The sequence below is a fragment of the Brachybacterium sp. SW0106-09 genome, from assembly GCF_001293905.1.
Taxonomy (GTDB): Bacteria; Actinomycetota; Actinomycetes; order Actinomycetales; family Dermabacteraceae; genus Brachybacterium; species Brachybacterium conglomeratum.
In genome coordinates this window covers 1-6375 of sequence record NZ_BCAK01000012.1, presented here as the reverse complement: position 1 = coordinate 6375, position 6375 = coordinate 1, and the positions used below count along the sequence as shown (strand labels likewise).

Here is a 6375-nt window from a genome sequence, read left to right as displayed (position 1 = left end):
CCGAGCCCGAGCCCGAGCCCGAGCCCGAGCCCGAGCCCGACACGACCACGGCCACGACCACGACCACGGCCGGACATGCGACGGCCCCGCCGCTCCAGGGAGCAACGGGGCCGTCGGTCGCCCGGTCTCAGACCACGATGTTCACGATCTTCGGGGCGCGGACGATCACCTTGCGCACCGTCTGCCCCTCGAGCAGCTCCTTGACCCGGTCCTCGGCCATGACGGCGGCCTCGAGGTCCTCGGCGGAGATCTCCGGGTCGACCTCGATCCGGTGACGGACCTTGCCCTTGACCTGGACGACGCAGGTGACCTGCTCGGCCTTCAGCAGCTCCGGGTCCGCGACCGGGTACGCCACGCGGGAGATCCCGCCGGAGCGGCCCAGGCGCACCCACAGCTCCTCGGCCAGGTGCGGGGCGAGCGGGGAGACCATCAGCACCAGCGGCTCCACGGCCTCGCGCGGCACGGAGCCGGTCGAGGTGAGCTGCTTGGTGAGGTGGTTGACCAGCTCGATGAGCTTCGCGATGGCGGTGTTGAACTGCATCCGGTCCATGTCGCGGCGCACGCCGTCGATCGTCCGGTGCACCGCCTGCTTCGTGGGCAGGTCGGCCGGCTCGTCGGAGACGGTCAGCGTCCCGGTCTCCTCGTCGATCACGAGGCGCCACAGGCGCTGCAGGAAGCGCTGCGAGCCGACCACGGCGCGGGTCTCCCACGGGCGGGAGAGGTCCAGCGGCCCCATCGACATCTCGTACACGCGCAGGGTGTCCGCGCCGTACTCCTCGTACATGTCGTCGGGCGCGACCGCGTTCTTCAGCGACTTGCCCATCTTCCCGTACTCCTGGGTGACCGGCTCGCCCTGGTAGGTGAAGGTGCCGTCGGCCTCGGCGACGACCTCCTCGGCGGGCACGTGCACGCCGCGGGAGTCGGTGAAGGCGTAGGCCTGGATGTAGCCCTGGTTGAACAGGCGGTGGAAGGGCTCCTGGCTGCTCACGTCGCCGCGGTCGAAGAGCACCTTGTGCCAGAACCGCGCGTACAGCAGGTGCAGCACCGCGTGCTCCACGCCGCCGACATAGAGGTCCACGCCGCCGACGCCGCCCTCCTCACGGGCGCCCAGCCAGTACTTCTCGTTCTCGGGCCGCACCAGGACCTCGTCCTCGGTGGGGTCGATGTAGCGCAGGTGGTACCAGGACGAGCCCGCCCACTGCGGCATCGTGTTGGTCTCGCGCAGGTAGGTCTTCGGCCCCTCGCCGAGGTCCAGCTCCACCTCGACCCAGTCCTCGGCGCGCGAGAGCGGGGTCTGCGGCTCGGTATCGGCGTCCATCGGGTCGAAGGTCTTCGGGGAGAAGTCCGCGACCTCCGGCAGGTCCACCGGCAGCATCGACTCCGGCAGCGCGATCGGGGTCTCGGGATCCGCGGGGTCGTAGACGATCGGGAAGGGCTCGCCCCAGTAACGCTGCCGGGAGAACAGCCAGTCCCGCAGACGGTAGGTGGTGCGGGCCCGGCCGAAGCCCTTCTGCTCGGCGTAGGCGGTGGCGCGCGCCTTCGCCTCGTCCTTGTCCAGGCCGTTCAGATCCAGGTCCGCCGAGGCGGAGTTGATCTTCTCGCCCTCGCCGGTCCAGGCCCCGCCGGTGAAGTCCTCCGGCGGGCGGACGGTGCGGATCACGGGCAGCTCGAAGCGGTCCGCGAACGCGAAGTCGCGCTCGTCCTCGGCGGGCACCGCCATGATCGCGCCGGTGCCGTAGCCCATCAGCACGTAGTCGGCGGTGAACACGGGCAGCTCCCGGCCGTCCATCGGGTTGGTCGCGAACAGCCCGGTGAACACGCCGGTCTTCTCGCGGCCCTCCTCGGTGCGCTCGTCCTCGTCCAGCGAGGCGGCGCGCGCCTGGTAGGCGGCGACGGCCGCGCGGGGGCTCGCGGCGCCGCCGGTCCAGGCCTCGTGCGTGCCCTCGGGCCACGCCTCCGGCAGGGCGGAGACGTCCGTCAACAGGGAGTGCTCGGGGGAGAGGACGCAGAAGGTCGCGCCGAACAGGGTGTCGGCGCGCGTGGTGAACACGTCGAAGCCGGCGCCCTCGCGGCCCGCGAGGCCCGTGACGGAGAAGCTGATCTGGGCGCCGTGGCTGCGGCCGATCCAGTTGCGCTGCATGGAGCGGATCGACTCGGGCCAATCCACCCGGTCCAGGTCGTCGATCAGGCGGTCGCCGTAGGCGGTGATGCGCATGTTCCACTGGCGCAGGCGCCGGGTGAAGACGGGGAAGTTGCCGCGCTCGGAGCGGCCCTCGGCAGTGACCTCCTCGTTGGCCAGCACCGTGCCGAGTCCGGGGCACCAGTTCACGGGGGTCTCGGAGATGTAGGCCAGGCGGAAGCCGTCGGCGAGCTGCGCGATCTCCGCATCGGAGGCGCCGGGGACCTCGGCGGCGCTGCGGCCCTGCCAGGAGGCGGGGACCTCCAGGCCCTGGCGGCCCGCGAGGGCGAAGGGATCGATCGTGCCGGCGCGCAGCTCCTCGCGCAGCTCGGCGATCGGGCGGGCGCGCCCGGTGACGCCGTCGGCGTTCGGGGCGTCCGGGTCGTACCAGGAGTCGAAGATGCGCAGGAAGATCCACTGCGTCCACTTCACGAACTCGGGGTCCGTGGTCGCCAGCGAGCGGCGCGCGTCATGGGACAGGCCCAGTCGGTGCAGCTGGCGGCGCATGTTCGCGACGTTCGCCTCGGTGGTCGTGCGCGGATGGGTGCCGGTCTGGACGGCGTACTGCTCGGCGGGCAGGCCGAAGGCGTCGTAGCCCATCGTGTACAGCACGTTCTTGCCGAGCATCCGCTGGTGGCGCGCGACGACGTCGGTCGCGATGTAGCCCAGCGGGTGGCCGACGTGCAGCCCCGACCCCGAGGGGTAGGGGAACATGTCCATGATGTACATCTTCTCGGACGAGGAGGTGGCTGCGGCGGTCGCCTCCTCGAGCGAGGGGGCGGTGCCGCGCAGCTCGCCGACGGGGTTGTCGGCGTGGAAGGTGCGCTCCTCGTCCCAGCGCTGCTGCCAGCGCAGCTCGATCTCGTCCGCCATCGCGGCCGTGTACCGGTGGGGTGCCTCGCTCATGGGTGGATCGTCCTCCGAAGGATCAGTGCGGCCGGGGCCGCCAGGCAGTGGGTCAGGCAGTGGGGTGATGGCCTCGTGACATGAAAAAACCCTCGCGCAGGCGAGGGGAGCCGCGTCGGTGCCTCGTCGTCGCCGGGCGCTCGCTCAGGAGCGCGACACGGTCGCGGGCCTTGTCCGACGCGGCTGCATAAGCAGCAGCCGTTCCGTCACCGGGCCATCCTAGCGCGCCCGTAGCGGAGGGCCCGGCCCGATCAGACCTCGAGCACCGCGGAGATGAGCAGCAGCACGAGCACCGTGCCGATCGTCGTGATGAGCACCGTGTCGCGGGCGAGGTTCTCCGAGGCGCGGTAGCGGGCGGCGGCGACGTACACGTTCTGCGCGGTGGGCAGCGCCGCCATCACGACTACCTCGTACAGATGGGCGCCCCGCATCCCCAGCAGCAGCCCGATCCCGAGCGCGATCAGCGGCATGGCGAGGAGCTTCGCACCGGAGGCGACGGCGATCAGCCCGCGATATCCGTCGTCCTTCGCGAGCGGGCGCGAGCCGTGCAGGGACAGTCCGTAGGCCAGCAGCATCGCCGGGATCGCCATGTCGGCCAGGGACTGGACCGGGTCGAGCAGCACCTGCGGGACCTGCACCCCGAGCAGTACGAGCACCAGCCCGATGGCCGAGGCGATGATGACGGGGTTCGCGACGATGCTGCGCAGCACCCCGGCCGCACCCTGGGCGTCCTTCTCCGTGACCCGGTGCAGGACGAAGAGATAGAGGGGCGTGTAGACCGCCTGCTGGAAGAGGATCACCGGCAGGGCGTGGGAGATGTCCCCGAGCACGTAGAGCGCGATCGGGAAGCCCATGTTCGCGCCGTTGACGACGGAGCCGCTGATCGCGGTGACCACCAGGTCCGCGCCGCGCCGCTTCGTGAACAGGGCCACCCCGGCGATGAGCAGCGCGCCCGTGCCGAGCCCGGACAGCCCGGCCACCAGCATCGGCAGGGAGAACACGGAGCGTACGTCGGAACCGAGCAGCCCCACCAGGACCAGTGCGGGGGAGGCGACGAAGAAGGTGGTGCGGTTCAGGACGTAGCGGCCGTGGGCGCCGAGCACGCCGGTGCGTCCCACCACCCAGCCCACGCCGATCATGGACCAGACGATGAAGAAGCCCGCGAGGACGCCGCTCACAGGGGAGGACGGGGCGAGGAGGAGGTCACCGCACCGATCCTATAGGGCGGGGCGGAAAGGGGCTTCCTGCGTTCGCGGGTCGGACACCGGCCGACGGGGAGGGCGCGAACCCGTGCCCGCCACCGGGACCGTGCGGCCGGACGCCGCGGAGACGAGGGCTCAGCGGACGCCGTGCGAGGTGCGGCCGTCGATCTGATCGGGCATGCCGGGGACGGGCTGCGCGCCGTCCTCGCCGATCGCGACGATGCGATTGTCCTCGTCGACGTGGACCACGCGCGGGTGATGGGAGGCGACCTCGGCCGCGTCCAGCTGTCCGTAGGCCATGATGATCACGAGGTCGCCGGGGGAGACCAGGTGCGCCGCCGCCCCGTTGATGCCGATCACGCCGCTGCCGCGCTCGCCCTCGATCACGTAGGTGGTCAGGCGGTGGCCGTTGGCGATGTCCACGATCGTGACCTGCTCGTGCTCGACGAGACCCGCGGCCTCGGTAAGGACGGGGTCGATCGTCACCGAGCCCACGTAGTGCAGGTCCGCCTGCGTGACCGTGGCCCGGTGGATCTTCGAGGTCATGAGAGTGCGCAACATCGCTCCCATTATCCCATGAGTGCGAGATGCTGGATGATGGGAGTGCACGTCGTCGTCAGGAGGATCACCATGCCCAAGGCTCGCCGCCGCTCCGCCCATCTCTCGGAGCGGTTCGAGGACATGGCGCTGCCCGACGAGCTGCTCGGCGTGCTCGCCTCGCAGGGGCTCGAGCGCGCCTTCGAGATCCAGTCCGCGATCCTCCCCGACGCCCTCGCGGGCCGCGACGTGCTCGCCCGCGCGGAGACCGGCTCCGGCAAGACCCTCGCCTTCACCCTCGCGATGACCTCCCGCTTCCGCGGCCGCAAGGTGCATCGCCGTCGGCCGCTCGGCGTGGTGCTCGTGCCCACCCGCGAGCTCGCGGTGCAGGTCGTCGACACGATCCACCCCTTCGCCCGCGCGGTCGGGATCTCCGCCCAGCTGGTCTCCGGCGGCATGAACATCGAGAAGCAGGCCGACGCCGTCGCCCGCGGCGTCGGCATCGTGGTGGCGACCCCGGGACGCCTGATCGACCTCGCCGAGCGCGGCGCGCTGCAGCTGGACCTGGTGGAGTCGACCGTGATCGACGAGGCCGACCACATGTCCGACCTCGGGTTCCTGCCCGACGTGCGCGACATCCTCGCCGCCGTCCCGATGGGCACTCAGAAGATGCTCTTCTCCGCGACGCTCGACGGGCAGGTCGAGGACATCGTCGACACCTTCCTCGTCGACCCGATCAGCCACGAGACCACTCCGGTCACCGCGGCGGTGAAGACCATGGACCACACCGTCCTGGCGATCGCCCCGGCCGCGAAGCGCGCCGTGACCGCCCAGCTCGGCGCCCGCGAGGGACGCACCCTGATGTTCACCCGCACCCAGCTCGGCGCCGAGCGCGTCGCCCAGGAGCTCGTCGAGGTGGGGATCGGCGCCGCGGCCCTGCACGGCAACAAGCAGCAGGGGCTGCGCACGAACGTGCTGGCCGGCTTCCGCCAGGGCGCCTTCCCCGTGCTGGTCGCGACCGACGTCGCCGCCCGCGGCCTCCACATCGACGACGTGACGATGGTGGTGCACGTGGACCCCTCGGACGACGTCAAGGAGTACGTCCACCGCTCCGGCCGCACCGCCCGCGCCGGCGCCACCGGCAGCGTGGTCACCCTCGCCCTGCCCCATCAGACCCGGCAGGCTCGTCGGATCCTGGGCGAGGCGGAGGTCGAGCCGCGCTGGGCGGAGGACGTCGAGGACGCCGAGCACCCCGTGCTCGAGGAGCTGGGCGGCCGCACCCCGGCCGGGGAGCCCGTCGAGGACCCCGCCCGCGTGAAGTACAAGGGCGCCCCCCGCAAGCTCGACCTCTCCCGCTCCCGCGGCGCCGACGAGCGCAAGGCCGAGGCGCGACGCACGAACGAGGAGCGCCGAGCCTCCTGGGAGGAGGAGCCGCCGCAGGAGCGCCGCGGGGGACCGCGGCGCGGCGGCGCTCCCGGCCGGGGCAAGGGCGCGGGCGCCGGACGAGGCGGGGCGCAGGGTGCTCGCGGCGGCGGGCGCGGTGCGGGCAAG

The 6375-nt window shown here is 71.9% G+C and carries 4 protein-coding genes; 1 reads left to right on the top strand and 3 read right to left on the bottom strand.

The features are described 5' to 3' along the window. Positions 1-127: 127 nt before the first annotated feature. From leuS to panD, 3 genes are all read right to left on the bottom strand, one after another. Positions 128-3085, bottom strand: a complete 2958-nt coding sequence (gene leuS / locus Y09_RS06995; RefSeq protein WP_053917096.1) for a leucine--tRNA ligase — start codon at positions 3083-3085, stop codon at positions 128-130. 251 nt (positions 3086-3336) lie between these two features. Beyond that, positions 3337-4263: an AEC family transporter gene (locus tag Y09_RS06990; protein ID WP_053917095.1), complete on the bottom strand. Its 927-nt coding sequence runs from the start codon at positions 4261-4263 to the stop codon at positions 3337-3339. Between the two features lie 159 nt (positions 4264-4422). Then, entirely contained in the window at positions 4423-4848 is a 426-nt protein-coding gene (gene panD / locus Y09_RS06985; protein ID WP_053917094.1) for an aspartate 1-decarboxylase, read from the bottom strand. Positions 4849-4917: 69 nt separating this feature from the next. Between panD and Y09_RS06980 the strand changes: the two genes are divergently transcribed. After that, on the top strand, positions 4918-6375 hold a 1458-nt coding region (locus Y09_RS06980; RefSeq protein WP_053917093.1), incomplete at its 3' end, for a DEAD/DEAH box helicase.